The sequence below is a fragment of the Cognatilysobacter bugurensis genome (genome assembly GCF_014652095.1).
GTDB classification, from domain to species: Bacteria; Pseudomonadota; Gammaproteobacteria; order Xanthomonadales; family Xanthomonadaceae; genus Cognatilysobacter; species Cognatilysobacter bugurensis.
In genome coordinates, this window is the sequence record NZ_BMYD01000002.1 from 111,001 (window position 1) to 136,093 (window position 25,093).

At 67.1% G+C, this 25,093-nt stretch carries 22 protein-coding genes; 12 read left to right on the forward strand and 10 right to left on the reverse strand.

Annotation, left to right across the window (positions count from 1 at the left end; translation table 11 throughout):
* Positions 1-98: 98 nt before the first annotated feature.
* Positions 99-2,144, forward strand: coding sequence for an amidohydrolase family protein (locus IE075_RS07655; RefSeq protein WP_189455063.1), 2,046 nt, complete (start codon positions 99-101; stop codon positions 2,142-2,144).
* A 151-nt stretch (positions 2,145-2,295) separates the two neighbouring features.
* Here IE075_RS07655 and IE075_RS15975 read toward each other — a convergent pair whose 3' ends face one another.
* Positions 2,296-3,066 carry an OmpA family protein gene (locus IE075_RS15975; protein WP_425489360.1) on the reverse strand — a complete coding sequence of 257 codons (771 nt, stop codon included), beginning with the start codon at positions 3,064-3,066 and terminating at the stop codon, positions 2,296-2,298.
* A 606-nt stretch (positions 3,067-3,672) separates the two neighbouring features.
* On the opposite strand from IE075_RS15975, the gene IE075_RS07665 reads away from it, so the two are divergent.
* Positions 3,673-4,494 carry an ankyrin repeat domain-containing protein gene (locus tag IE075_RS07665; protein ID WP_189455067.1) on the forward strand — a complete coding sequence of 274 codons (822 nt, stop codon included), beginning with the start codon at positions 3,673-3,675 and terminating at the stop codon, positions 4,492-4,494.
* A 326-nt stretch (positions 4,495-4,820) separates the two neighbouring features.
* Here IE075_RS07665 and IE075_RS07670 read toward each other — a convergent pair whose 3' ends face one another.
* Positions 4,821-5,399 carry a DUF2242 domain-containing protein gene (locus IE075_RS07670; protein ID WP_189455069.1) on the reverse strand — a complete coding sequence of 193 codons (579 nt, stop codon included), beginning with the start codon at positions 5,397-5,399 and terminating at the stop codon, positions 4,821-4,823.
* A 197-nt stretch (positions 5,400-5,596) separates the two neighbouring features.
* On the opposite strand from IE075_RS07670, the gene IE075_RS07675 reads away from it, so the two are divergent.
* Positions 5,597-6,874 carry a DUF4394 domain-containing protein gene (locus tag IE075_RS07675; RefSeq protein WP_229792400.1) on the forward strand — a complete coding sequence of 426 codons (1,278 nt, stop codon included), beginning with the start codon at positions 5,597-5,599 and terminating at the stop codon, positions 6,872-6,874.
* A 316-nt stretch (positions 6,875-7,190) separates the two neighbouring features.
* Here the strand turns inward: IE075_RS07675 and IE075_RS07680 are convergent, their stop codons facing one another.
* On the reverse strand, positions 7,191-8,081 hold the full coding sequence (locus tag IE075_RS07680) for a CPBP family intramembrane glutamic endopeptidase (protein WP_189455071.1): 891 nt from the start codon (positions 8,079-8,081) through the stop codon (positions 7,191-7,193).
* Between the two features lie 267 nt (positions 8,082-8,348).
* Between IE075_RS07680 and IE075_RS07685 the strand changes: the two genes are divergently transcribed.
* From IE075_RS07685 to IE075_RS07695, 3 genes are read left to right on the forward strand one after another with little or no spacing between them, the layout of a single operon-like run.
* Positions 8,349-9,491 carry a hypothetical protein gene (locus IE075_RS07685; protein ID WP_189455073.1) on the forward strand — a complete coding sequence of 381 codons (1,143 nt, stop codon included), beginning with the start codon at positions 8,349-8,351 and terminating at the stop codon, positions 9,489-9,491.
* The gene (locus IE075_RS07690) at positions 9,488-9,943 is read left to right on the forward strand and encodes a hypothetical protein (RefSeq protein ID WP_189455075.1); all 456 of its coding nucleotides are present in this window, start codon (positions 9,488-9,490) and stop codon (positions 9,941-9,943) included. Before IE075_RS07685 ends, IE075_RS07690 begins: the two co-directional genes overlap by 4 nt.
* Positions 9,922-12,054, forward strand: a complete 2,133-nt coding sequence (locus tag IE075_RS07695; protein WP_189455077.1) for a putative bifunctional diguanylate cyclase/phosphodiesterase — start codon at positions 9,922-9,924, stop codon at positions 12,052-12,054. The genes IE075_RS07690 and IE075_RS07695 overlap by 22 nt, the downstream gene beginning before the upstream one ends.
* 270 nt (positions 12,055-12,324) lie before the next feature.
* Here IE075_RS07695 and IE075_RS07700 read toward each other — a convergent pair whose 3' ends face one another.
* Positions 12,325-12,801, reverse strand: coding sequence for a hypothetical protein (locus IE075_RS07700; protein WP_189455079.1), 477 nt, complete (start codon positions 12,799-12,801; stop codon positions 12,325-12,327).
* 315 nt (positions 12,802-13,116) lie between these two features.
* Here IE075_RS07700 and IE075_RS07705 point away from each other — a divergent pair, with 315 nt between their 5' ends.
* The gene (locus tag IE075_RS07705) at positions 13,117-13,371 is read left to right on the forward strand and encodes a hypothetical protein (protein ID WP_189455081.1); all 255 of its coding nucleotides are present in this window, start codon (positions 13,117-13,119) and stop codon (positions 13,369-13,371) included.
* A 258-nt stretch (positions 13,372-13,629) separates the two neighbouring features.
* Here the strand turns inward: IE075_RS07705 and IE075_RS07710 are convergent, their stop codons facing one another.
* The 4 genes from IE075_RS07710 to IE075_RS07725 all read right to left on the reverse strand — a co-directional run bounded on the left by IE075_RS07710 (position 13,630) and on the right by IE075_RS07725 (position 17,072).
* A complete protein-coding gene (locus tag IE075_RS07710) occupies positions 13,630-14,376 on the reverse strand; it encodes a helix-turn-helix transcriptional regulator (RefSeq protein WP_189455083.1) in 747 nt (248 codons plus the stop codon).
* Between the two features lie 26 nt (positions 14,377-14,402).
* A complete protein-coding gene (locus tag IE075_RS07715; RefSeq protein ID WP_189455085.1) occupies positions 14,403-15,029 on the reverse strand; it encodes a glutathione S-transferase family protein in 627 nt (208 codons plus the stop codon).
* A 267-nt stretch (positions 15,030-15,296) separates the two neighbouring features.
* The gene (locus IE075_RS07720; RefSeq protein WP_189455087.1) at positions 15,297-15,857 is read right to left on the reverse strand and encodes a hypothetical protein; all 561 of its coding nucleotides are present in this window, start codon (positions 15,855-15,857) and stop codon (positions 15,297-15,299) included.
* A 351-nt stretch (positions 15,858-16,208) separates the two neighbouring features.
* On the reverse strand, positions 16,209-17,072 hold the full coding sequence (locus IE075_RS07725) for a hypothetical protein (RefSeq protein ID WP_189455089.1): 864 nt from the start codon (positions 17,070-17,072) through the stop codon (positions 16,209-16,211).
* 525 nt (positions 17,073-17,597) lie between these two features.
* On the opposite strand from IE075_RS07725, the gene IE075_RS07730 reads away from it, so the two are divergent.
* Positions 17,598-17,888: a hypothetical protein gene (locus IE075_RS07730; RefSeq protein WP_189455091.1), complete on the forward strand. Its 291-nt coding sequence runs from the start codon at positions 17,598-17,600 to the stop codon at positions 17,886-17,888.
* A 167-nt stretch (positions 17,889-18,055) separates the two neighbouring features.
* On the opposite strand, the gene IE075_RS07735 is transcribed toward IE075_RS07730, so the two are convergent.
* Positions 18,056-18,496, reverse strand: a complete 441-nt coding sequence (locus IE075_RS07735) for a DoxX family protein (RefSeq protein ID WP_189455093.1) — start codon at positions 18,494-18,496, stop codon at positions 18,056-18,058.
* 430 nt (positions 18,497-18,926) lie between these two features.
* Between IE075_RS07735 and IE075_RS07740 the strand changes: the two genes are divergently transcribed.
* From IE075_RS07740 to IE075_RS07750, 3 genes are all read left to right on the forward strand, one after another.
* A complete protein-coding gene (locus IE075_RS07740) occupies positions 18,927-19,991 on the forward strand; it encodes an ROK family protein (RefSeq protein ID WP_189455096.1) in 1,065 nt (354 codons plus the stop codon).
* A gap of 165 nt (positions 19,992-20,156) precedes the next feature.
* The gene (locus IE075_RS07745; protein ID WP_189455098.1) at positions 20,157-20,840 is read left to right on the forward strand and encodes a DsbA family oxidoreductase; all 684 of its coding nucleotides are present in this window, start codon (positions 20,157-20,159) and stop codon (positions 20,838-20,840) included.
* A gap of 335 nt (positions 20,841-21,175) precedes the next feature.
* On the forward strand, positions 21,176-22,069 hold the full coding sequence (locus tag IE075_RS07750; RefSeq protein ID WP_189455100.1) for a tetratricopeptide repeat protein: 894 nt from the start codon (positions 21,176-21,178) through the stop codon (positions 22,067-22,069).
* A 264-nt stretch (positions 22,070-22,333) separates the two neighbouring features.
* Here IE075_RS07750 and IE075_RS07755 read toward each other — a convergent pair whose 3' ends face one another.
* On the reverse strand, positions 22,334-23,296 hold the full coding sequence (locus tag IE075_RS07755) for a carbon-nitrogen hydrolase family protein (protein WP_189455102.1): 963 nt from the start codon (positions 23,294-23,296) through the stop codon (positions 22,334-22,336).
* Positions 23,297-23,624: 328 nt separating this feature from the next.
* Between IE075_RS07755 and IE075_RS07760 the strand changes: the two genes are divergently transcribed.
* Positions 23,625-25,025: an alpha-amylase family protein gene (locus IE075_RS07760; protein WP_189455104.1), complete on the forward strand. Its 1,401-nt coding sequence runs from the start codon at positions 23,625-23,627 to the stop codon at positions 25,023-25,025.
* Positions 25,026-25,093 lie beyond the last annotated feature (68 nt).

The following is a 25,093-nucleotide window of genomic DNA, read 5'->3' on the forward strand; positions in this document are numbered from 1 at the left end:
CGGTTTACCCGATCCACCGGTTTCCCCGAGGGGCCGCATGCCCGCGCCGCGCACGGCCATACTCGGGATCACCGGAACGCCGCTGCTGGAGCCCTCGCATGAAGACGACCGTTGTCCTGTTCGCCGCCGCACTGATCGGCTCGCAGATCACCGCGGCGCATGCCGATGAGACCTTCACCGTCATCCGCGGCGGTTCGAACGTCGGGCACCTGAAGGTCGACGAGGACGCCGACACGGTCCGTATCGATTACGACTACAAGAGCAACGGTCGAGGCCCGACGATGGTCGAGGAACTCCGGCTCGGGCCCGATGGGCTGCCGCGCTCGTGGACGATCTCGGGCGCGACCACGTTCGGCAGCAAGGTCAGCGAGCGTTTCGAGCAGGCGGGCAGCAAGGCCACATGGACTGATTCGGTCGGCAGCGGCAGCGCCACGGTCACCGAGCCGAGCCTGTATGTGGGCCAGGGCGCCAGTCCGTGGGCGCTGGGCATGTACGCACGCGCGCTGCTCGCCGATGCCGACAAGACGATGCCGACGCTGCCGGGCGGCAGCATCCGTGTCGAGCCCGGCGAAACGATGAGCGTCAGCGGCAAGGGCGGCACGATCCAGGTGCGCGCCCACGCGATCAGCGGCATCGATCTCAATCCATCCTATGTCCTGCTCGATCAGGACAACGAGCTGTTCGCCTACATCGCGCCGGCGTTCATCGTCATCCGCGAAGGCTTTGAGTCCGAGGAACAGCGCCTGCGCGATGTCGCGGCGCAGCTGGCCACCAAGCGCTTCGAGTCGATCCAGAAGCAGACCGCACACCGCTTCGAGGCGCCGCTGCGCATCCGCAACGTGCGCGTGTTCGATCCGAAGACGCTCGCGCTCACCGCACCGGTGTCCGTGCGCGTCGAGGGCGAGCGCATCACCGGCGTCGATCCGCTCGATGTCGCATCCGTGCCGGGCGAGGTGGTGATCGAGGGTGCCGGCGGCACGCTCGTGCCCGGCCTGATGGACATGCACGGGCACGTCTCGCAGGACGCCGCGCTGCTGAACATCGCCGCGGGCGTCACGACCATGCGCGACATGGGCAACGACAACGCGGTGCTCGACAAGCTCATCGAGCGCATCGAAGCCGGCACCATCGCCGGGCCGCGCATCGTGCGCAGCGGCATGATCGAGGGCAAGAGCCCGTTCAACACCAGCAACGGCATCCTCGTCGAGAACCTTAAGCAGGCACTCGATGCCGTGCGCTGGTATGCCGACCGCGACTACTGGCAGGTCAAGCTCTACAACAGCATGAAGCCCGAGTACGCGAAGCCCGTCGTGGCCGAGGCGCATCGCCTGGGGCTGCGCGTGGCCGGACATGTGCCGGCATTCGCGAACGCCGATGCGATGGTCGAGGCCGGGTTCGACGAGCTCACCCACATCAACCAGATCCTGCTCGGCTGGGTGCTCGAGCCGAACGAAGACACCCGCACGCTGTTGCGACTGACCGCGCTGCGCCGCCTGCCGCCGCTCGACCTGCAGTCCGAACGCGTGCAGCGCACGATCGGCCTGATCGCCAAGAACAACGTGGCGGTCGAGCCGACGATCGGCATCCACGAGTTCCTGCTGCTCAACCGCGATGGCCAGACGCCCGCAGGCATGGCCGATTACATCGACCACCTGCCGGTGGGCGCGCAGCGCGACGCGAAGCGGGCGTGGTCGGACATGTCGGCGCCCGGCGACGCCGAGGCCTACCGGGGTGCGTACGCCAAATTGCTGGACACGCTGCGAATGATGCGCGAGCGCGGCATCCAGCTGATTCCCGGCACCGATACCGGCGGCGCGCTGACATTCCATCGCGAGTTGGAGCTGTTCCAGCAGATCGGCTTCAGCGCGCCCGAAGCGCTCAAGCTGGCGACGCTCGACATGGCCCGTTACCTGGGCCGCGGCGACTCGCTCGGCTCGATCGAGGCGGGCAAGCTCGCCGACTTCTTCCTCGTGCCGGGCGACCCCACGCAGGATCTCAAGGCGATCAAGAAGATCAGCATGGTGGTGAGCGACGGCGTCACGTACTTCCCGTCGGAGATCTACCCGCATTTTGGCGTGACCCCGTTCGCGGATGCGCCGACGGTGGCGCTCCCGAAGCGGACCCAATCGGGCGGAGCGGATTAAGCGGCCTGACTGTCTTCGCTGCTGCGCGATCAGTCGATTCCCGTGGGAGGCAGCACCAAGGGGACAGAGCCAAAGACGACAGAACCAAAGGCGACGGAGGCAGTTGAGTCGAGCTAACTGCCTCCGTCCCCGTTCCGAACACAAGCCTCCATCAGCTCTGGATGTTCAGCTCCGTGCGGCGGTTCCTGCTACGCGCTTCCGGATTGTCGGAACCGTCCGGGTTCTGGTTGGGAACGAGCGGGCGGGTTTCGCCATAGCCGATCGGGCCGATGAGTCGCGCCGCGTCCACGCCTTTCTCGACCAGATAGTCGTAGACCGCCTTGGCTCGGCGTTGCGATAGCTTCTGGTTGTACTCGGCATCGCCGCGCGAGTCGGTGTGCCCGGCCACTTCGATCTTGAGTGACTCGTGGCGCTTCAGGATTTCCACGGCTTGGTCCAGCACGGTCCTCGCGGAGGCATCGAGCTTCGCCGCGTCGTACGCGAAGGTCACGCCCTGAAGGTCGATCGAGATCGCCGCCGGGCAGCCGTCCGGGCCAATCGCCTGACCGGCTGCGGAACCCGGGCATTGGTCGAGGCAGTTGATGATCCGGTCGCCGTCGTCGTCACCCTTGTCGCCTTCTGGCGTCGGGCAGTTCTGCACCAGCGGGACGGCGGGCACCCCGGTCGCCACGCGCACGCCCCGCGATTGCAGCCAGGCATCGAACTCATCGGCAGTGCGGTTGACGCCGTTCTCCTGCATGTTGAAGCGCGACGATTCGGCGCCGGTCGGCGCCGGTACTGTCGTAGCGGGCATGGGCTGCCCCGCCGGCGGCGGAACGCTCTGCGCAGGCGGGCCGACTGGAGCCGTGCTGGAGGGAGCGGGCTGGGCTTGCGTCGCCCGGTTCACATCATCCGACTGCGGGTTGCCGGTCTGCGCGGGCACTGCCGCGGCGGGCACGGGCTGCCCCGCAGGCGGCGGAACGCTCTGTGCAGGCGGGCCGACTGGAGGCGTGCTGGACGGAGCGGGCTGAGCTTGAACCGCCCCGCTTTGATCATCCGACTGCCCGGAAGCCGCAGCAGGCTCCAAGGGGGTGGCCTGCTGGCTCTGCGTCGATCCAGTGGCCGCGCATGCAGTGCATGCAAGCAGCAGCGCACTGCCGACAAGGAGTTTCTTTCGAAGGAGAACCATGGTCCAGGACCCCGATGCAAAGCGCTACTTAAGTACATCTGGCGTGAAAAAAGGGTTTCTACCGGGTCCGTACCAGGGTGAGGTTGGACCGCCTGCATTCCACGGACCGGGAGTCAGGCACCGCTTGGTGGGAGGCAGGGCGTTGCGAGCAACCACCAAGCACTGGAAACGCGTGTGGGAGACTGACAGTGCCGGGCCGGGTCTTCGCGCACCGCCACGACGGGTGGAGCTCCACGTAAAACGGAGGTCCACAGGTTTCGGCGGAGCCAGAAACCGCGGCATGGGTAGACCGGGGACTGGCAAGTCGCCTGCGCGGATTTAAAGAAGAAGTACGAACGGGTTCACCGAGGCACGAAAACAATGAGCACCACAGAAAACGATGTTCCCAAGCCCGACAAGTCCACGCCCGCGCCATGGCCGCCGGTTCTCGAGAAGGGCGACCCGAACGTGTGGGGCAGGGCGCACACGACGATCCTGCTGAAGGCGGTCGAGCGCGACGACGTCGAGCTTGTCACGCGGATTCTGACGAGCGACCTTTGGGCGTCAAAGCAAGGCGGCTTCGCCTACCTGCCTGCCATCATGCCGAGCGCGCATTCGGGAGACATGGTGCGCTTGCTGGTACAGCACGGCGCCGATATCAACGCGCTTAACCGCAGTGGTGAGACGTGCTTCAACGTCATGACCGCGAAGGGCGGGCGCGCTAAAGACCGGGTCGGCACCGTGCGGGCCTTGCTTGAAGCAGGGTTGAAGGTGAGGACGGACGAGAGCACTGAACAGTGGCAAGGCTGGTCGCTGATTCGTGCATTGCGTAGCGACATACCGGGCTGGCAGGAACTGGGCGGCTTGATCCTTGCCGCGGGTGAAGATATCAACGCCACCATCGGTGAGCCCAAGCGCTTCTCAACGGCGCTGCACCAGGCCGTCAGGAGCTGCGATAAACCATTGGTTGCGTGGCTTCTGAAAAACGGAGCGGATACGCAGAAAAAAGACAGCGAGGGGCGCACGCCCGCCAACATCATTCACGAGCGCCGTCGCAGTGGCCTGTCGACAAATTTTGTCGGATCGTTCCAGCAGGACACGGCTGACATCGAAGCGATGTTGAACAAGCACGACTACGATCAAAAACATGTGCGCAAGGCCAATGAAGCAAGCGCGCCCGCTGCGCAGGGCAAAACCATCTAGCCAGCCTGAGGGCGCCTTTGCGTCGGCACGCGGTCTGTGCACCATGCCTTCGCATGCTGGTCCACGCATATGCGCGTCGCACGGGCCGGACGTCGCGTGCGCTGGGCGTGGCGTGGGCTGGCAGCGAGGAACACCGTGGGCCGTTGCCTGCCTCCAGCCGCCCGTGCGGCGATTCGCCTCGAGTTGCTGAGGCAACGGGGCCCGGGCAGCTCCAAACCCTCTTACTGGTCCGAGGCACCGGCTGGTCTTCGGGTCGTCACGCAAACCGGCCGATCGAGCGTCATCTCGGCCGCGGCGTGGGAAGTCGCTTTAGAGAGACGCTGGGGCTAGAGCACCGGATCGACCGGAAGCTCGGGAGCCCGCGATGCGGGCAGGTCTTCAGCGCTCGACACGTAGTGGCCCACCTGCTCGAACAGACGACGATAGAACTCCCGGTTCTGCACGGTGTTGCTCGCGACCCTCACGAGGTTGGCGCTGCTGCTGCCGATCGGCAGCGACACCGAGCCGATCATGCTCACGCCGATACTGGCGGACTTGACCGTGGTGTTGAGCTCGTAGCGGTCCTGCAGCGCATTGACGAAGACGATCGCGCCACCGCGCGGCTGCGACAGGCAGGTCGTGCGCACGTTGAGCTGGGTGTGCACGTCCGACTTGGGCTGGAAGCTCTTCGTTGCCTCGAACGTGTCAGCGGTTTTTTTGCCGATCAGATACCCCTGACCGAGCAGCGCGCGTCGCGCCGCCTCGCAGGCCGCGGCGGGCGCAACCGGGTACGTGCGCGAGTACGTGTCGCCGGCGCTGAACGTCTCGCCGGAAGGCGGGCGCTCCTTGCGGCTCAAGCAGGCGGTCAGCATCACGACGAGCACCGCGAGCGTCGCGGTGCGGCAGAGCAGGCGGGTCAAACCCATTGGCAGGCAGGCGGAAAGGGCGGGGGCGAAAGTCTAGCGATCGCCGGGCACCGCGCCGCTGAACGTAACAAGCGAATGCGTACTCGCCGCTCTTGACCAGCGCGGACCTGAAGCCGCCTGCCCATAGCGTGCCGGTGCGTCGATCTCGCGCGTGGAAGCCGGCGACGTAGCGCTGGCGAATAGGGGGAGTCCGCCGCTTGGCCGCCTCCGACCCTTTCAGGTTGCGCACCAGCGCGAAAACCGCCGAGAAAACCGCTCAATGGTCGAGCAATCTCCTGCGTATCGCGTTTGAAACGCTTTATTACACAGCGTGTATGCACGCGTGTCTGCGGTTGCACTGGCGTGCGGGGCCAACAATAAAGACGCCCTTGGGCTGTGTTCTGCGGCAGAGCGAATTCGGTCCCGATGTCATCAACGGGCGCTCGAATTTTTTCATCGGGCTCACATTTGGACTGCAACGTTCCGCTCCGCACGAGCGCAAGGAATCCGGCGTCGTGCGGTCCAGCAAGGATTCACGTGGCCCGCGAATGCGGTGCCGCGCTCAACCAGCCCAATCACGCAGCCGGGTCTCCCCGGCGTCAATCACCTTGCAAGGAGACGTTCCAATGACTTCCCGTTATGGCGTGCTTTCGTTGTCTGCGGCGATCGCGCTCGGCGTTGCTACCGCATTTGTTCCCGGCACGGCGATCGCTGCCGGTGGTTCTGTGTCACCGCAGAGTCATAACGGTCTGAAGGTCATCGGACTGACGGCCGATCAGCGGTTGATTAGCTTCTACGAGCGGCAGCCGGGTTCCGCAACGAACATCGGCTACGTCCGTGGCCTGAGCGGCGATCGCAAGATCATCGGCATCGACTACCGCGTGCAGAACGGCAAGCTGTACGGCGTGGGCAACGCCGGCGGCATCTACCTGATCAGCCCGACGACGGCCGCCGCCACCAAGGTGAGCCAGCTGACGGTCGCGCTGCAAGGCCGCGCCTTCGCGGCGGACTTCAATCCTGCCGCTGATCGCCTGCGGGTCGTGAGCGACACCGGGCAGAACCTGCGCCACGACGTCAACCCGGGCGGCGCTACGATCGTCGATGGCCGCCTGAGCTATATGCCGGGCGTCGACGCGCTCGGCATCACCGGGGCTGCATACACGAACAACGACCTCAACGCCTCGACGGCCACGACCCTGTTCGACATCGACTTCAAGCTGGACCAGGTCGTGCTGCAGTCGCCGGCGAACGCCGGCACGCTGGCCGGGACCGGCAAGCTCAGCTTTGATATCGCGAGCTGCACGGGCTTCGACGCCTACAGCACCGTCCGCAATGGCATGACGGTGAAGAACGAGGGCTATGCTGCGCTGCGGTCCAGCAGCGGCACCACGCGTTTCTACAAGGTGGATTTGCTGACCGGTAAGACGTATGCGCGCGGCACCTTCGCGGGTGAAAACACGCCGGTCGATATCGCGATTCCGCTCAATCAGCTTTGACGAGCAGCGCAGCGTTCGGCGTGTGCCGGGCGCTGCGTTTTGGTGTAGGCCGCGCGGCAAGACTCGCCGCGCAAGCCTGGCTTTTCGATGTCGATCGCACCGGATGCGCCGCTGGCCACGCTCGCAGACCCCGCGGTCGCATTTACTTAACTGCTCTCGCCGACCCCAATCGCCACTTAAGTCATGCCGGGTCAGATTCGCTTTCGCCGATGTTCGCGAAGTGCGGTTATCGACCGATAGCGTCGTCAGGCTCGCTTTAAGCGAGCCCGACCCGGCGTCGTTACCGACCACCCCAAGCACGAAGCGCTAGGCGCTTTCACGCTGCGCCGCGTGCCGCGTCAGGCATCCACGCGGACTGTCCGGAGCGCATCGCTGCGCGCACGCGGCGTGTCCACGCGACGGCAACGATCGCCAGCAGGCCCGCCAACAGCCACATCGTTGGATGCGGCCCCTGCGGCGTGACGAGCAGCGTTGGCGTGTTGCCGAGCGCGTGGCCCCCGACGGCCAGCCACAGGTTGCCCGTAGCGGCATAGACACACGCGAACACGAGGCCGACGAAGAGCAGCATCAGCAGCGTGCTTGCCAAGGCGCTGCCATCGAGGCCCCGCGACAGCAACACCGGCACGTGCAGCGCCGCGAACCAAGCCTGCGACAGCAGCAGCCCCAACACCCACGCGATCCGCGCAGAGGCGACGCTGCGCAGCCGCAGCACGACCTGCGGCCACAGGTAACCGCGGAACACCGTTTCTTCGACGAGCGCGACACCCAGCAGCTGCGCGAGCACCGGACCGAGCGCCACACCGGCTCCGGCCGCCCAGGCCGGAGCGGGAGTCAGCGCGGTCCCGTTCGCGAGCGACCACGCAAGCGTGCCCGCGTGCATCAGCGCCCAAAGCGCAACGGTGCTGATCAGCGCGGGCACGATGGCCCGCGGCCGCCAGCCGACGTCGAGCGGCGTTTGTCGGCCCGGGCCGAACACGATCGCCAGCTGCACGACCCCAAGGCCAACGGCGGTGGTCAGCGTGACCGACAGCCAACCGCCTGTCGCACCCTGCAGCTCGCGCAGCGCGTGCAGTGGGAACAGCGGCGATGCGACCCACAGCGCAGCTGTACAGCACCACAGCCCCAGCAGCACCATCGCGCGGGTCGGCGAGCGGTGCAGCTGCGCAGGCGTATCAGGATGGGGCCGCGGCGACGACGGAGTGTCCATGCCGCCAGCATGATGCGCGGCCCCGCAATGCGCTTGGGCCTGTGGTCGGGGTGACGAACGGCAGGCATTTCAGACGGCCCCACTGCGACCTGCCGCGCATGAATAGCAGCACCGGCCAACTAGCCATCTCAGGTTTAGTTCTTCGGGAATCCAACCTGCCCTTACGCTGCCAGGCATCAAAATTGCGACCGGGCTCGTTGCCGCGCACCGCTTGCGCGAGCAAGATGCACACGGGGTCTTGGCCATTTTCGGCCGAGAAGAGGTTTTATGTCTGCAGTCGTACGAGATCGCTCGCTGGGCAAGGCCGGGTACTGGGCAAAGGCCGCGCACGCGATGAGCCGCGCCTTGCCTTCAGGCGCAACGTTGGCAGCGCTGCTTGCCGCGTCGCCGGCCTGGGCCGCCGAGCCGCAGTTCGATTTTCTGTTGTTCCCGGCGGTGAGCTGGCACGAAACCGACGTCGGGAGCGGCTCCCCGGGCTCGGCCAGTGGCTTTGCCGCGACGCTCGACCTGTTTGCGACCGTCGAGTCCGAACGCGTCCGGTTCCTGGGCGAGTGGTTCCTGACGGAGAACTCGAAAGAGATCCAGCGCCTGCAGCTGGGCTGGCGCTTTTCGGGCGGCGATACCCTGTGGGCGGGCCGGTTCCACACGCCGATCGGCTACTGGAACACCGCCTACCACCACGGCACTTATCTGCAGACCAGCATCTCGCGGCCCGGGATTGAAGAGTTCGAGGGCGGTCACGGTCCGTTGCCGACGCACTTCACCGGCCTGCTGTGGGAAGGCAGCGCCGAGCTCGCCACGGGCGCCATGCACTACTCGCTTGCAGCAGGCCTGGGGCCGCGGCTGGCAGATCGCCTCGATGCGCACGACGTAGCGCATCCCGACTCCGGCCATGGCAGCGGCGCGATCGTGAACGTGAACTGGCGACCGGCCCTGTTCGTTTCCGACCAGGTGGGAATGTTTCTCGGCAGCACCCGGCTGCGCGGGCACGCCGACGGCCATGCGCATGACCACGCCCCCGCGGGCGAGCATACGTTCGAGCAGCACATCGCCGGCGCCTACACGAACTGGACCCGCGGTCCGTTGCGCATCACGTCCACGCTGGCCCATGTGCGTGGCTCGTTCGAGCACGGCGGACCGAGCGAATCCTTCAGCACGGCCTACGTGCAGGTGGAATGGTCCGCATCGCAGCGGCTGACGCCTTATGCGCGCGTCGAGGACAGCCACGGCGTCGATCCCGACGCACCGTTCCTTGGGCGGTTCCGCGGCTTCGTCACCGAGCGCAACCTGATCGGCCTGCGCGTCGATCTGACACCCCGTCAGGCCCTGACCGCCGAACTCTCGCATTTCGACACGCTCGGCGGCCGCGGTGATCGCCTTGCGCTGCAATGGAGCGCGTACTTCCCATGAAGCGCGCGGTCACCCTGCTGGTGTGGGCCCTGACGGTGGCTTCGCCGGCGGCCAGCGCCGCCGACGACGTCCAGACGCTCGTGGCGGTGGCCAGCGACCGCTCGCCGCTTGCCGGGCTCAAGCCGGCCGACCTGCGGCTTGCGTTCCTCGCGCTGCCGGTCGGCGAGGGCGGCGCACGCCCGCGACCGGTGATCAATCAGAGCAACCCTCTTCTCTACGAAGTGTTCCTGCAGAAGGTCGTGTTCCTTTCGTCGCAGCACTACCAGCGGCAGATGGTGTCGCACGTGTTCCAGCGCGGCGGCACGCGGCCGGCCGTGGTCGACGACGAGCGGCGCGTGGTCGAGTTGTTGCGTGAGGATCCGCAGCGAATCAGTTTCATGTGGGCAAAAGACGCCCAGCGGTATGAAGGTCTCAAAGTGGTACGGGTGCTGTGGCAGGGACCGGTTCGCTGACGCTGCACCCGCGCACGCTGCGCGGGCAGACCCTGCTGGCCGTGTTCGGCGTCCATGCGCTGATCATTCCGCTGTTTTTCGGCGGGCTGGTGTTCTTCGTCAACCAGGCGTTCACCGCGCAGTTCGTCAATCAGATCCGCTCCGAGACGCGGTTGTTCGCGTCGTTGATCCCGAGCGATTTCGATCAGGATGCGGCGCGCGAGATCTTCTACGCCAGCGCGGCAGGCAGCACGCTGCTGTCGGTCGAGATCCTGTCCAAAGACGGCGATGTCCGTTGGACCTTCGAATCTCCGATGGTGAGCAACGCGCCGCCCGCATTCCAGGAGGATTTCCTGTTCGGCGGGCACGGCGACGACGTGTACTTCATCGCGACGCCACTGCTCGATGCCGACGGCGAGCCGGCCGCGCAGTTGAGGCTCGCATTCGACGAGACACCGACACTCGAGCAGATCGCGATCGTCAACCGCCGTGCCGCACTGCTGACGCTCGGCTATCTGGTGCTGACGCTGCTGCTCGCGGCCTACTGGATCGGTCGCCTCAACCGGCCCATGCGGGCACTCGGCCTCGCATCCCGGCGCGTGGCTTCGGGTGAGTTTCGCGAAGCGATCGAGGTGCGCACGCACCTGCCGGAAATTCTGTCGCTGGCGAGCGACATCAACCACATGCGTGCGGAGCTGCTCAGAAACACCGACGAGATGCAGCACATGGCGATGCACGACGGCCTGACCGGACTGCCGAATCGAGCACTGCTGACCGATCGCGTGCTGCAGGCTATGGCGCATGCCCAGCGGGACGATCAGTCGTTCGCATTGCTGTTCATGGACCTCGACCACTTCAAGGAAATCAACGACACCTTGGGGCATGGGGTCGGCGATCAGGTGCTGCGACAGATACCAGGCCGCATCCAGCCGCTGCTGCGCGCAGGGGACACGATGGCCCGGCTGGGAGGCGACGAGTTTGCCTTCGTGCTGCAGGACGCCGATGCGAACACCGCCGTTGCGATCGTGGAGCGGCTCGTGGGGGAGATGAAATCGCCGTTCGAGGTGCAGGGACAGCAACTGCATGTTGGCCAGAGCATCGGCATTGCGATCTTCCCGGAGCACGCGCGGCAATTCGACGAGTTGCTGCGAGAGGCCGATGTTGCGATGTATGCGGCCAAAGTCGCGCGCCGGCCGTACGCGGTGTTCTCACCGGACATCGATCCGCACAGCCGTGAACGCCTCGAGCTGGTCAATGAACTTCGACGCGACATCGAGCGCGGGCGGCTTCGGGTGCACTACCAGCCACAGGTGGAGATCGGCAGCGGCAGGCTGGTGGGGATCGAAGCACTGGTGCGCTGGCACCCGGACCAACGCGAACCGAGCGCGCCCGACGAGTTCATCCCGATCGCCGAACGTCTCGGCCTGATGGATGCGCTGACCCGCCTCGTCGTGCGCCAGTCTTTTACAGACTTTGCCGGCGCGTCGGAACTGCGGGGCACGACGCTCAGCATCAACCTCAGCGCCAGCAACCTGCGCGACCCCACGCTGCCCGGCTATTTCGCCGACATGCTGCGGGAGTTCCGGCTGGATGCGTCGCAGGTGGTGCTCGAGGTGACCGAGCACGAGTGCATCGTCGAGGCCACCAACGCGCTCGAGCAACTTGCGGCGCTGCGCGCAGCCGGCTTTGGCCTCGCGATCGATGATTTCGGCAAGGGCCACGCGTCGTTCAACTATCTCAAACACCTGCCTGCCACCGAACTCAAGATCGATCGCTCATTCGTTGCCGACATGGCGCATGACCGGCACGACCATTCGCTTGTGGCGGCAATCGTCGCGCTGGCCCGGGACCTCGGGCTGCGTGTCGTGGCCGAGGGCGTTCCCGATGGCACCGCGCTGGATTTGCTGCGCAAGCTCGGCTGCGACCGAGCGCAGGGCTTTTACATCGCCAGACCGATGCCGATGGATGACCTGCTCGCAATGCTGGCGCCACGACATGCTGAAGACGGTGGTCCGCTGTTGCCCGCTAGTCGTGCGTTGGGGGCGAGCGAGTCTGGAGGCGGGCTCGGGATTCGAACAGAGGCGAGAGCGACTGTGGCTACAGAGCACGATAACGGAGCTGGGTTCACTTAAGCGCTCGTGCCGAGTCCGATTGCCAGCCAAACAACGCGGTCAGATTTGCCCCGAATGAAAAAAAGGGGTCAGGTTCATTTGCTCGGATGAGCGCAACCTCGCCGCGTGGCAGGTCGCCTTCTCGGTCTGACTTCGACAGCCCGGCCGGTCAGTGTTGTGTTCTGCCGCCAGAACCGCTTCGATGCCCAGGGCCACTTCCGCTTCGCCATCAGCCAACGCCGCCCACTGCGTCGAGGATGAGCCTGACCCTGTTGGTCTCTAAAGTGCGAGCTATTCGCCCCAACGCTTGAGCTCTTGTCCGTCCACCGGCTTCCGGGCCCATTTGGCGATCTGGATCGCCTCGGCGTCCAGGTTCGAGCGCAGTTGCGCGCATGCGGTGACCATGGCGTCCGTCTGGAATCGCACGTTGTCGGTGAACGCCGCCACTTTGTTTCCGTCCTGGTACAGCGCGCCTTCGAATCGAAGCTGCGCGTCGTGTCCGAGGAACCCGTTTCCGGAAAGCGACATGCCGACCAGCCGCACGTGCAGGGAGCGGCCTGCAGGCGTCGGTACCTTGCCTGGGGCGATCGCGCCGTTTTCCTTGTGAAGCGCGAGCTTCAGCATTTCGCCGAAGGTTTTGCGGAACGGGCAGTCTGAGAAGCCCTCGCTGATCTTTACGTCGGGCGCGACCTCGAGTTCAGGCGCGACGTACAGCGGTTCTTTCGCGGAGGCCAACGCAGGCAGTGTGGCGGCAAGGACGATGGTCATTGCTCGGCATGCATGTCGGTTCATCGGCCTGTTCGCTGGAGGATGGGCTGCGAGTCTAGCGAAGCAACCCACAGGCCGGTGCGTGCGCGGCTCTCGCGATCCGTAGGTGGAAGTTGCTGTTAACGCCGCCGTCGCCACCCGGACGCGGGGCGATACCAGACGCTGCGCTCCGCTGTCCAGCGACGGTGTTTCAACGGTTCATAGGGCAGAGGCGATCCTTAGCGAAGACGAGGACGCGCTTGATGCGCGCACCGACGAGCTGGCAATAAGGCCGCCCCACCCCCACACCCACCGCCGCTAGCGACGGAGTTGGCAATGGCTGAGTTATGGCACTACCTCTCAATCACGCTGCCGGTCGCGCTGGCGGTGTGGGCGCTGATCGAGTGGTGGCAGCGGCGCAAGCGCGTCCCGCAGGTCCGGCTCGAGCCGACGCTGGACGAGCCCAGGCGCGGGCCGCAGGCCGAGTGCCCCCACCCGCGCTTCAAGCCGGTCTATGTCCTGCGCGACGGCGCGTACGTCGCCACCGAAGAGATGCAGTGCGTGCAGTGCAGGCAGAAGATGAAGGCGTGATGCGGCACAAAAGGCCAGAACTGCTTCAGTCGAGCTAACGGCCTGCGTCATCGCTTTCGCAGCACCGCGTTCGGCGGGGCGGGGCCGGTACGCGACGACGTCGGGCTATGGAGCGAGTCCTGCAGCACATCACGCATCCCGGCGCTGGCTGCTTGGCTGACTGCGTCGTCATCGCAGAGGCCGGGGTCCGGTCGGCCCAAGGAAGCACGGCAGCCAGCTGAGCTTGCGTCCGGAGATGGGTCCTTCGCCGTCGATCGACTACGTCGCCCACTCGCCGCCCATGGCCGCTCCCAAGGCCTGCTGCGCTTGCTCACAGGCCTGCACGTCAAACCGGCGCATGAGCGCGTCGAAGCCGCGCGTGGGGTCGGGCGCATAGGTCTCGCCCGTCGGAGCGCATTCGCGGATGCGGTCGAGGCGGAACTGGCGGAAGTCGCCGCGCAGCCGGCACCAGCCGGCCAGCGTCCACGACCCGCCCCAGAACAGCACGCACAGCGGCTCGATGACGCGCGTGGTTTCTTCGTCGCCGGCGCGCACGTAGCGCACGCGCAGCAGCGAACGTTCGGCAATGGCGAGGTTGAACCGGTCGAGGCTGGCGGAGAATGCGGCGCTGCGTTCTCCGCGACCGCCCGGCGCGAGGATCGCGATGCGGCGGGCGCGCGCGTAGACCTCCGGCGGCACCACGGCTTCGATCTTGAGGAGCGCGCGCATCGACGCATCGCCCAGTCGGCCACCCGCGAATGCACGCGCGAAGCGGATGCCGACGATCAGCGCCTCCAGTTCTTCCGCGTCGAACGCGAGCGGCGGCAGGTCGGCGCCCTTGCGCAGCATGTAGCCGACGCCGGGCTCGCCTTCGATGGGAATGCCCGAGCGTTGCAGGTCGGCGACGTCGCGATAGACAGTGCGCAGCGAGACACCGAGGTCGTCGGCGAGCACACGCGCGGGGACGGCGCGACGCCGCCCCCGCAGGGCATTGACGAGAAGGAACAGCCGGTCGGCTCGACGCATCGCCGCAGTCTATCGGGCGGCCGAGCTCAGGCGGCCTGGGGCGATGCGTAGCTCGTGTCGAGCTCGGCCGCGCGCTGGATCACAGGCACGGCGGCCACGCGATCGACGTAGTCGCGAAAGACCGGGCGGTCGGGCACCAGACCGAACTGCATCGTCCACTTCAATGCCGTGCCCCACAGCACGTCGGCCGCCGTGAAGCGCTCACCGAGCAGCCATGGGCCGGTGGCGAGTTGCGCGGCGAGCGTGTCCATGACGTTGTCGTAGCCGCCGTAGCCGGAGCTGGTGGGATCGCCGGCGTCGCGCTTCATCGACCGGTCCATCACCGCCGGCTCGAAGCAGCTGCCATAGAACGCCATCCACCGCAGGTAGGGCCCACGCAGCGCATCGTCGAGCGCCGGCGCGAGGCCGCGGTCCGCGTACAGGTCCGCGAGGTAGAGCATCACCGCCACCTGCTCGGTGACGACCGCATTGCCGTGGCGAATCGCCGGCACCTTGCCCATGGGGTTGATGGCGAGGTACGCCGGCTCACGCTGCGTGCCCGCCTTCAGGTCGAGCGTGTGGATCGTGTAGTCCGCCTGCAGCGCTTCGAGCAATGCGAGCGTGCCCGAGGCGCGGGTCTGCGGGGCGTAGAAGAACGTGACGTGCCGATTCATGGGGACTCCTGTCGCGGCGGCGGCTGCCGGGTGGAGGCCAGTCTGCGAGGGAGTTGCTGACAACGTGGTGTCAGCAGGGTCGTCCGGTGCGGCGATGGGGTCGGGCTCAGTCGCCGCGTAGCCCCTCGACCTTCCGGCGAGCTTTCGCGCTTGCATCGGGCTGCCCCACGTTCGAGCAGCGTCAGCGGCGCGGCCCGGGTTTTCGGCGTCCCGCTCGAGCCGCATGAGTGGCGCGCGTAGAGAATCCGGCGCCGGCCCGTGTCGTTCTCAGGCTCGCGTCTTCGCCCACGCCCATCCCACCAGCGGCCACGCCCCGAAGCATGCCGCCGCGGACAGCAGCGCGATGAAGCCGCCAATCAACGTCGGCAACAGCGCGCCGAACGTAAACGCCATGCCGAGCACGAAGCCGAGCAGGCATTCGATGCGGTAGAGGCGCACGACCAATGCCGATGCCAACAGACCGACCAGCACCGCACCGGCGATGTCCTCGCGGCCGAACGAGAACGCCATCGACAGGGCCAACCCCGCTAGCACGCCGGACAGCAGGCGCAGCGCGAACGGCCCGTGCAGACGCCATCTGCCGCCCGTGCGGTCGAACGCGCGGCTCGAGGCGAACCACGCCAGCGAGGGCAGTACCAGGAGGCCCCAGCCGTTCCACAGCGCGGGCAGGGAAGGGTCGTTGAGCAGGTGGTGGCTGACGATCCCGCCGTGCAGGTGCTCCCAGGCCAGGTGCGCTGCTTCTGCCAGTGCGATGAGCGTCGTGAAGCCGATCCGCAGTGCGGCAGGTGCGCGCGTGCGGGGTTGATCAGGGGCGGCAGGTCCATGCATGCGCTGGTCATCCATCGGGCGCCGCCCGAGGGTTCGTTCGGCCTGCGGCTGTTATCGCGCGTCGAGGATGGGGACGCGCGTGCCGGTCGTCGGGGGGCCTTGTAGACGCCGTCATCGCACGCGCGCGCTGCGGCGTGCGGGGTCGGGCCCACACCGCGGCCCCCTTTCAACGGAGCTGTTCGGTGTCCTGCTGGTGGAAGAACAAATAGCCGAGCTCGGTGCGCCGGGCGGCGCGGCATCGGGTCGTTATGCAAAAGCCCGGTCGCCGGAGCCTTTTGTGCGCATGCATGAATGCGCGTGAGCACGACCGTCGCGGTAACGGCACCGCGACGTCCGTGCGTGTGGATGCGGTCAGACCGCCAGGCTCTCGCCCGAAGCTTCGCCGCAGACCGATTTCCACATGTGATAGACCGTACCGAAGCCGACCACGTACATCGCGAGCATCGCGGCCAGGTACATGGGCAGCAGCACCAGCGCCATCGCCCACGCGCCGATCATCGAAGCGAGCAGCCCGGCCACAAACGCCACCACCATGAACACGAGCGTGCAGGCAATCAGGGCGGCAATCGCAACCACCAGCAGCACGAGCAGGGGCAGGAGGTTCTTCGCAGTGCCGGTCACACCGTCGCGCAGCGCCCGACCCACGCCATGCTCTCCAAGCGACACCTGGCCCAGGCCGAGGGCGTACACGCCGCCCAGGAACAGCCCCAGGCACATGCCCAGCCCGATAAAGCGGCCGAGGCCCTCAGGCAGCGACTGCATTGTGGTCTGCAGCTGCTGTGGATCGGACGAGAGCAGCTTCACATACAGCGCCGGCAGGTCGGGAGCGACGAGGTAGGCGAGTGCAACAAAACTCACGATGTACAGCGCCGTCACCGCCAGCGCGAAGCCGACGATACGGGCGCCGGTCCTCGACCGGTACGCAGCAAACACGTCGCCTACCCGCGGCGACTGCCCGGACTCCGCGGCGTTGATGAGCACCAGATAGCCGCCGTACATCGGCGCCAGCGCAAACGCCAAAAGCATGATGAGCACATACGTGAGCGCGATCACCACTCCCGATTGCGGAGCGGCCATCTGGATCGGTAACGCCACGAGCGACGGCACCAGCCCCGCGACCAGCAGCACCGCCGCGCCGGCAAAGACCTTCTTTGCGTTGCGATGGCCGAGATTGAGACCGTTCTTGAACCACTGAAGCCCCGAACCGGGGCGCATTGCACGCGTTGTCATTATTTCCCCTTTGCGGGTCGGCCACGGCTGTCGTCCAGCCCGCGCGTCGACCTCGATCTGATCCGATCCACGCGACGACTGCCAGATGCAGTGTGCCTCGCGGGCGAGCGCCCCCCGGCGCCCGCTCCATTCTGCCCACTTTTTGGCAGGCCGTTCCACGTGCCGCGGCTGCAGGATGCGACGCGTGGGCGACGCTGCACGCTGCACTCTGTTGACAAGACGGCGGGTCTGAATCGCTACCGGTGTCGCGGATAGCTGGCGTACCGTCGCGTTCGTGACGCAACAGGTTTTCGCGTCGTCATCTGTTCGTCGGTACGCGCGCGCCACATCGACTGAGGCCTGGCGACTGACCGGGCGACGCAGCAATGCCGTCGACCCCGTGGCTCGGCCATTTCATGCATTTCGACCCGACGCGGACTTCACGTTGCTGAGCGGCCATCGGCCTGTTTTGCGAGCAGACAGGCAGCGTCGTTAATCTTGCTTGCCTCACAACCGAAGCAGGAGGTCGTAATGTCCACTGACACCAAGACGCCGTTCGATCATGTCAACGACACGCTGACGCAGCTCAAAGAGATGCGTCACTACTCGAAAGGCAACGTCGAGCGCCTGTCGACCCAGTGGCTGTTGTTCGACGGTGAGCTCAGGAAGCTCAAGCAGGCCGAGCGCATCGAGGACTTGATGGTCCGCGCCGGTGAATTGCACGATGCCATCGAGGCGGAGATCTCCGAGCTCGAGGAGCTGTCGGTGACGCTCAAGCCTGCCGCCGAGGACGGTGCGCCTGTGGGCGCCACTAAACACTGATCGGCAGCGGTGCTGCTGCCGCACGCGAAAGGCCCCGATGTCGGGGCCTTTTGTTTTGCGGTCGCTATCCTCACGCGGCGGGCGAGTTGGGTATCAACGCTCGATTGCGTATTTGCGTTGCAAACGGCGACGCGCGACGTAATTCGACGGTCGATCGGGCGACCTGCTTAGCGCGAGAAGCGGCGCCGCTGGCGTCTCGAACGCCACACGGCATCCACTGCATAACGCCCCCCGCCCTGCGCGGCAAAGTGCAGGCCCAGCAGCACGAGCACCAGCGCGGGCCACCAGCCGCGGAAGTCCTGCGTCCAGTGCACCATCACGACGGCGACCACGAAGTTGATCGCCACGACCAGCCCCGCGGCGCGTGTGAACAGGCCCAGCACCAGCAGCGCGCCGCAGAGGAACTGCGCGTAGACCGACAACGGGGCCATGAGCTGCGGCCATGCAAATCCGTGCTGCGTCAGAAACTCCACGAATTCCTGCATGCGCGCGGCGCTGACGATGTTGTCCTGCGTGCCGTGGATGAGAAATGCCCCGGTCACCACACGCAGCAGCATCAGCGTGATGTCGGGCAGGCGGCGATTCGCAGCGGATCGCGGTCGGTTCATCGGAGGTCCCGCACGTGTGGACGCCCACTGTGGAGCCAGCCGCAGGCTGCGTGCATGGGCCGGAAGTCGGGCGTGGCGCCTGCGTTTCGATCGTCGGTGTCGACGCAAGGCGCCCCGCTCGCGGGCCAATCTCGGCAGCCTGAACCGGCGAGGGCGGCCCCGCGACAAGCCGGACGCGTGATGCGCTCGAGCGTCTGACCGGTCTGTCGCCACGCACGCGCAGCGGCTTCACGTTTGCTCGGTCGGTGAGCAGGCCGTCACCGACGAGACCGGTTGAGCTTGATTTGGGCCGGCGGCCGTTGAGTAAGCCCCTGTCGACTCACGTGAATGAGGCGGCGCTTTGGTAGAGGCTCATGCGCACCGATCGCCGTGCCTTCCAACCGCGCTCACATCCCTCCGACGACGATGCCTCCCCACGAGGAGACATTCGATGGCCAAGCGCAGCGCAAAGAAACCCGCAGTCTCGAGCACGCAAACCGAACACGGCAGCGCCACGTTGCGCCGCGTTTCGATCGACACCTACAACTCGTTGGTGCGCGATCCGGGCGATGCAGAATTCATCGGCGACCGCGCGAGCGAGACCGGGTTCTTCGCGATCTTCGACCGCCTGCGGCGCACCGAGCGCACCGGGCGCGATGCCTTCGGGCCGCGCCGCGGACCCGATACGGACAAGACGCTGGTGGACCATGCGCTGGCCGGTGGCGACCCGGATGCAGCGCATCTCGTGCATCTCGCAGTGGAGGAGTACGCGCAGGGCTTTGCCGACGTGATTGCGTTCTATCTCGCGCAGCCGGCCTGGCAGGGCGTGGAGCGCATCGTGATCGGCGGGGGGTTCCCGGACGAGGAATTCGGTGCGCTCGCGATCCGGCGGACCGAGCGCATCCTCAAGCGGCGGCGTGTGCAGGTGGAATTCCACCTGTTGACGCAGGACGCGGATGAAGGCGGGCTAGTCGGCTGGGTGCACGCGGTGCCCACGCCCGTGACGCGCGGGTTCGATGCGTTTCTTGCAGTGGACATCGGCGGGACGCACGTGCGTTGCGGCATCGTCGAGCATGGGCTGCGACGTGCGGCCGATGGGGCAAAAGCGCGCGTGATCGACCGCATGCAGTGGCGCCACGGCAGCGACAACCCGTCGCGCGACGAGCTGGTGCTGCGCATCGCCGGCATGCTCAACGGCCTGGCCGCCGAGGCGCGCACGATCGGGGTGCGGCTGGCCCCGTGCGTGGGCATCGCCTGTCCCGGACGTGTCGAGCCCGACGGCAGCGTGCCGCAGGGCACGCAGAACCTGCCCGGTGACTGGGCCCCGCCGTTCCTGCTCCCGCGCGAACTGGAAGCCCGGCTCGACGCCATCGACGGCCAGCCACCGCAGGTGCTGATGCACAACGACGCGGTGATCCAGGGCCTCGGCGAACTGCACCTCATGCACGACGTCGCGCGCTGGGCTGTGCTGACGATCGGCACCGGTCTGGGCAACGCGGTGTACACGAACCGGTGACGCACTCACCGGGCTGCGCCTTGAGGCCACGGCTGCACGCCTCGTGACCACGCGGGCCTCGGCATACTCGGGCGACAGGCCGAACGAGGAGTGCACCATGCCGAGCGGACACCCGAACCCAATGCGCGCAAACCCGTTGAAGGCTCACGTAGGGGAGGCACGCGCATGAACGCGCCGACGACCTCCGTGCCGCTGCGCATCGACTTCGTTTCCGACGTGGTCTGTCCGTGGTGCGCGATCGGGCTTGCGGCGCTCGAGCAGGCCATCGAGCGCGTGCGCGACGAGGTGACGGTCGAGATGCACGTGCAGCCGTTCGAGCTCAACCCGCAGATCGCGACCGAAGGCGAGGAGATCAACGACCACCTGCGACGCAAATACGGATTGAGCGACGAGCAGCTCGCACAGAACCGCGAACGCATCCGCGAACGCGGCGCCGAGTTGGGCTTCACGTTCGGACAGGGCGCGCGAACGCGGATCTACAACACCTTCGATGCGCACCTGCTGCTGCACTGGGCGGGCATTGAAGGCCGTCAGCTCGAGCTCAAGCACGCGCTGCTGCGCGCGTATTTCACCGATGGCGAGGACGTGAGCGACCACGCGACGCTTGCGCGCGTTGCCGCGGAGGCGGGCCTGTCCGCAGCGCGCGCCGCTGCGATCCTCGCGTCGAACGAATACGAGGACGCGGTGCGAGCCGAAGAGCAGATGTTCCTGCGCGCCGGCATCAGCGCCGTGCCGGCCGTCATCTTCGAGCGCCAGCACCTCGTGTCGGGCGGGCAGCCGGTTGAAGTGTTCGAGCGCGTGCTGCGTGAACTGGCGGCCGACAAGCGCGGGGCTGAGGCCGCGGAATAACGCCTAGGCCTGCGCCGGGCAGCTGCGATCGGTCCGTGGTGCCGACGCTGCGCTCGCAACGACGCACCGACGCACCGACGCACCGACGCAACGACGCAACGACGCAACGACGCAACGACGCAACGACGCAACGACGCAGCCACGCAGCCACGCAGCCACGCAGCGCACGCAGCGCACGCAGCGCACGCCGCGTGCGGCCACGCGGCGACACCCAAGCGCGGCCATACGGGACTTCCGGCACCTGTTCGCCCCGCACGGCGCACGGGATAGTGCGGGCGCACGGCGGCGTGGTCGCCGTGCCGCCGCTCCGCACGCTGCCCACAGGACAACCCCGAATGCACGACCGCACGCGCTTCACTCATGCCGCCCGCTGCACGGCGCTGGCCCTGACCCTTGCGATAGCGACCGCGGTGCCGGCCGCCGCACGCGAGCCGGCTGTCGATGCGGTGCGTCTGGCGCTGCAACAGCCCAAGGCCGAAGCGGCGGTGGCCGCGGCCGAGCGCGCGGTGGCCGCGCATCCGAAGAGCGCGGACGCCTGGTACTACGCGGGACAGGCGTACGGAAAGATGGCGATGCAGGTCGGCATGCTCAGCAAGCCCGGCTGGGCGAGCAAGACGCGCGATGCGTTCCAGAAGGCCGCGCAGCTCAATCCCGACCATCTCGGTGCCCGCGAAGGCCTCGTGCAGTTCTATTCGATGGCGCCGGGCTTCATGGGCGGCGGCAAGGACAAGGCGGCGGCCGAAATCGCCTCGTTGGCGCAGCGCAACCCGGCCGCCGGTCATTACCTGCGCGGCGCCACGCTCGAGGGCGACGCGGCCGAGCGCGAATTGCGCGCGGCCGTGAAGCTGGCGCCTGACGAAGCGCGCTACCGGCGCACGCTGGTCGCCACACTCGAGCGCAACAAGCGCTTGTCCGATGCGTTGTCGGTGCTCGACGCCGGACTCGCGCGCGCACCGGACGAGCCGCGCCTGCTGTACATGCTCGGCCGGCACGCGGCGATGCACGGGCAGCGCGCAGACGAGGGTCTCGCAGCCCTGGACCGCGTGATCACGCGCGGGTCGGCCTTGCCCGACGACGTGCCGCTCGCGGGCGCGCATTGGCGCCGAGGGCAACTGCGCGAAAAGCGCGGTCAGAAGGCCGAGGCGCTGGCCGATTACCGGCGCGCCGTCGCGCTCAATCCCGGGCTCGACGACGCGAAGAAAGACGCAGCGCGCCTCGGCGCGCGCTGAAGCGCGGTTGCTGACGAAGATGCGCCCGCGCTGACCGCGGGCGTGACGATTGCGCCCGCCGCGATCCGGCCGGCGCGCTCGTTGAATCGGGCCGGCCAGCGGTCAGTTCGACATCGCGGGATCGGGCACTGCAGCAATCGTTGAGGGCGTCATCAGCCGCGCTGATGACGTTGCGCATTCAGGATCAGATGCTCGTGAATCAAACGGCGTCGGTCGTTGCGGGAGCGCGGCGGTCTGCCATTGTCCGGCAGTCGCGGACCGTCTTCAGTCGTCGCCATCGACAAACCGCGCGCCGCACTGACGGGCACGATTCACATGCAGCTCGAGCACGTCGGGGCGCGAGTAGTGCCCGAACGGGTCAAAGTTGTGGCGCTCGGCGCGCACATGCGCGGGGTCGAGCTCGCAGATCAACAGCCGCTCTTCGTCGGTGCACGGCTCGATGATCCATTCGCCGTCCGGCCCGGCGACGCAGGAGCCGCCATTCGCGCAGATCTCCGGCAACGCCGCGCGCAGGAGTTCGGCATGCGGCAGGTGCTCCGGGATGTCCGCGCGGCGCATCAGGCTGCTCACGGAGGCGACGTAGCTGCGCCCCTCGCGCGCCATGTGCCGGGTGATGTCGCGCGTGTTGCGCACGCTGCCGGGCCACGTGGCGATGTGCAGGTCTTCCCCCTGCGCGTAGAGCGCCGCGCGCGCGAGCGGCATCCAGTTTTCCCAGCAATTGAGCGCGCCCAGGGTGAAGCCGTCGACCGGGAAGCAGCGCAGGCCATGCCCGTCGCCCGGCGACCAGGCGAGCCGCTCCTCGTGGGTCGGCATGAGCTTGCGGTGCACGTTGCGCACCTCGCCTGCATCGTCGATCAGGACCAGCGAGCAGTAGAGGCTGTGCCCGCGATCGCGGGCGCGCTCGATGATGCCGAGCGCCACCCAGATGCGACCTTCACGCGCGGCCGCGCGCACCGGCGCGAGGTCGTCGCGCGGCAGGTCGACCGCTTGCGCCGCGTAGTGGGCGAACAGCTGCTTTTGCAGCGGCGACTCGAAGCGTGCGCCTTCGGTGTGTTCGATCCAGAACGGATAGCCGGGGGCGAGGGCCTCGCCGAACGCGACCAGGCGCGCGCCCTCGGCGCTGGCGCGGCGCACCCAGTCGGCGGCCTTCGCCACGGTGGCTTCGCGATCGAGCCACACCGGGGCGATCTGAGCGAGGGCGAGCGTGAGCGGTGCGTCGTGGGTCATGGCGTCAGGCGTTGTGGCGTGTGGATGACCGTACGCGACGGATGCGGGAAATCAAGCCGCCGGCGGGAGGGACGACGGCCGGCTGCGCCCGGGCCACGGGGGGGGCGCGTATCCGGGCGGCCGCGCCGTCGGTCGCGGTTGTGATGCGAACGACGCGCCACCGCAGCGCGGCGCCGCCCGCTGAATACGTTTGCAGCCGACATGCTGCACCGCGATCCGCGTCCAGCATCGATGACGCGCCTAAAGGCGCCTTCGCAGTGGACGGCAGGTGCCCGGGACGGCCGCAGCCGTGGCCGCTGCATCCGCCCCCCCCATCGGAGACTTGCCCATGCCCGTTCGTCGTTCGCTGATCCGCGGTGCGCTCGCCACCGCACTGCTCGCCTGCGCCGCACCCGCCGTGCAGGCCGATGTCGTGGTGCACGCATTCAACTGGCGCTACGACACCGTGCAGGCGCGCGCGGCGCAGATCCAGGCAGCGGGCTACAAGGCGGTGCTCGTCGCGCCCGCGTACCGCAGCGAGGGCAGCGCGTGGTGGGCGCGCTACCAGCCGCAGGACTACCGCGTCATCCACCATCCGCTCGGCGACAGCACGGCGTTCCGCAACATGGTCAGTGCGCTCAAGGCGCGCGGCATCCGCGTCTACGCCGACGTGATCCTCAACCACATGGCGAACGAATCCGCGCAGCGCTCCGACCTCAACTACCCCGGCGCGCGCGTGCTCGGCATCTACGCGGGCAACAGCAGCTACTTCAACAGCCTGCGACTGTTCGGATCGCTCCAGTACAACTTCCTGTCCGCGTCGGACTTCGGCCCGGCGCGCTGCATCACCGATTACAACAGCGTCTACGAGGTGCAGACCTACCGCCTGTGCGGCGGCAGCGGCGATGCCGGCCTGCCGGACCTCGTCGCAAACGACTGGGTCGTGCAGCAGCAGCGCAGCTACCTGCAGACGCTCAAGAACTGGGGTGTACAAGGCTTTCGCATCGACGCGGCCAAGCACATGCCGGCCACGCACATGAACCGGGTGCTGACGTCCGATCTCAAATCGGGCGTGCACGTGTTCGGCGAGATCATCACCTCCGGCGGCGCCGGCAACACCGAGTACGACCGCTTCCTTGCGCCGTATCTGCGCGACACCGACCACGGTGCCTACGACTTCCCGATGTTCTCGGCGATCCGCAGCGCGTTTTCGTTCAACGGCACGATGAGCACGCTCGTCAATCCCGGCGCGGTGGGCCTTGCGCTGCCGAACGCCCGCGCGATCACGTTCACGGTGACGCACGACATTCCGAACAACGCCGGCTTTCGCTATCAGATCCTCAATGCGACCGACGAGAAGCTCGCGTACGCGTATGTGATGGGCCGCGACGGCGGCACGCCGCTGCTGTATTCGGACAACAACGAAAGCGGCGACAACCGCTGGGTCAACGCGTGGAACCGCGACGACCTCAAGCGCATGGTCGGCTTCCATAACGCGATGACGGGTCGGGACATGCAGGTGCTCAGCCACGGCAACTGCCACCTCATCTTCCGCCGCGGCGATGCAGGCATCGTCGGCATCAACAAGTGCGGCAATGCGGTGATCGCCTCGATCAACACGAGCGGCAGCGTGCTGCGCTGGAACACCGATTATGTCGATGCGCTCGGGTCGGGCAGCACGGTGCGCATCACTGGCGGCAGCTATACGTTCGACATTCCCGCGCGCACGGCGCGGATGTGGAAGCGCTAGGGCGTTCGCAACCGCGCGACGCACCGTGGCACCGAGGGTGTGCCGGCTGACGTCGCACACGACTCGGC